Here is a 2,251-nt window from a genome sequence, read left to right on the forward strand (position 1 = left end):
TGATCATGTGCATTACCTCGATGCCGCCGAGAATGACCCTCGCACGGTGGAAGTTCTTGAATCCCAGCATCGGCCGGGTCCGGCGTTTGATAGCCCGATGGTCCTGTTCGACAATGTTGTTCAGGTACTTGATCTGACGGACCTTGATCGGCGTCTCGCGATCGGCATTCACCACATCCAGTGCGGCCAGATTGGAGCCGCTTTTGTCGATGGTCACGGTCTCTGGCGTACCATTATGGGCGATCGCCTTTTCAAAGAACCGTCGGGCAGCGACCTTGTCCCGCCTGGCCCTGAGCAGGAAGTCGACCGTGTCGCCCGCCTTGTCCACTGCCCGGTAAAGATATTTCCACTCACCTTTGATCTTGATATAGCTCTCGTCCATTCGCCAGCTTTTCCCAACCGGACGCTTGTGCTTGCGCAAGCTCCTTTCGAAGAGCGGCAGCAGCTTGATGACCCAGCGGTACACCGTCGAATGATCCACCGCGATACCACGCTCGTCCATCATTTCCGCAAGATTGCGCAAACTCAGCGAATAGGCCACATACCATCGCACGCACGGCAAAATCACTTCAAGCGGGTAGTGAAGGCGCTTCAGGACCTTGGCCAGGCCCGGCGCGAGTGTGGTTCGCGGTGTCTTCGTCTTCTTCATCGCACAGCTCAAAAATTCGCTACCCAATTTTAACGTGGGCCTTACTGCAACAGAACCTTTGACGATGGTGTCATGCACAGGGTGCACTCCGGCCACCTCAGGATGCGCGAAGCGGCTTCCAGCAGTGAAGTCGATCTGGATCGTCAACAGCTTGGTGGCCGCGTCGAAATCGACGCCGCTCACGAACCACGGATCGTATATGAACGCGTCCCGTTTGCGCCAGGTTTTCGTGGGATCCGACGTCGACAGGATAGGTTGCAGTCGTATATCCGGCCTTGTTGCAGCCGTCCTGCCGCTGCGGGCCCCTATGAAATCCGCTGACTCGCACCTCATTGCTTACGCGAGCTCGAAGCTCTGCGATCCGTTCAGGTTTAGCGAGTCCCGGTCCGACCTGTCTTGTCATCTCTCACAATTGCCAACGCAACCTTTCGATATCCACCCTGTATAAAGCGTTGATCTTCTACATCAAGCTCGCCGGTCAGGCTGGCCTCACACTCACGTAGCATTTCTCATACGGCCGGTCGTGGGCCAGCATTGCCCAGATCGTCCGCGCCATTTTGTTCGCCAATGCGACTACCACGACGTTCGACGGTCGCCGGGCCTTCATCTGATGAACCCACGCTCCGGGTTCTTTGGCACGATTCAGCACAGCTCGAGCCCCATGGATTAGCATCTTGCGTAGATACCCGTCTCCGCGCTTGCTGATCCCGTGCAGGTTCACCTTTCCTCCCGAACCCGTTTGCCTTGGCACCAAACCAACCCAAGCCGCGAACTCCCGGCCAGACCGGAATGCTTTCGGATCACCCATCATCGCGACTGCTGCTGTTGCCGTCAGCAGCCCAACGCCAGGAATCTCGCTGATCATCTTTACTGCCTTGTCTTCTTTCTTCCATTCGCGCAACCGACATTCGATCGCTGCGATTTCCTCGTCCATCTTTTCGATCCGCACCCATTGCTCACGTAGCAAATCGATCAGCACCTTCGGTAACCGTTCTTCGACACTTGCGAGAGCACTAGGTATCGCCGTGGTCATGGCTGTCCTGCCTTTACCCATTACTTCACCGAACTCGGCGAGCATACCGCGCAGGCCATTGATCTGCATCGTCCGGAACTTCACCAACTGTTCGCGCTGCCGATGCATCATTAGCACCGCCTGTTGCATCTCTGTTTTTACCGCCACCGCCTTGCATGGCTGCTGTACAGCCAACCAGATCGCCTTCGCGTCAGCCGCATCGCACTTGTTGCGGATGTTGAACGCCTTCACGAACTGCCCCGGCATCAACCGCACTTCGTGTCCCATCCGCATCAACTGCCTCGCCCAGTGATGGGCGCCGCTACAGGCTTCCATTCCGACCAGGCATCGTGCACGATTGGCGAAGTGCTGGAGAAACTGCGCTCACTTGATCGGCTTGTTCACGACCTCGCCGGTTTCCAGATCGACGTAGTGGACCTGAAACACGTTTTTCGCAATATCGATTCCAACTGGCGTAGCATTCATCTGTGGATCCTCCGGTTGCCGGGAAATGCGAGAATTTTCCACCTTGGGCACATCGATGCCGTTGGCCCGTGAGGATCCACCTTCCTTTGCTCCTACGTTCACGG

1 protein-coding gene and 1 pseudogene are annotated in these 2,251 nt (G+C 56.7%); both read right to left on the minus strand.

What is annotated here, in order from left to right; genetic code table 11:
• Positions 1-649, minus strand: a 649-nt coding sequence (locus BMI01S_RS37020) for an IS6 family transposase (protein WP_042293248.1), incomplete at its 3' end; no start/stop codon positions are given.
• Between the two features lie 478 nt (positions 650-1,127).
• Positions 1,128-2,147: pseudogene (locus tag BMI01S_RS37025) on the minus strand (IS110 family RNA-guided transposase).
• Positions 2,148-2,251 lie beyond the last annotated feature (104 nt).

It is taken from the genome of Paraburkholderia mimosarum LMG 23256 = NBRC 106338 (assembly GCF_000739815.1).
In the GTDB taxonomy this organism is placed as follows: Bacteria; Pseudomonadota; Gammaproteobacteria; order Burkholderiales; family Burkholderiaceae; genus Paraburkholderia; species Paraburkholderia mimosarum.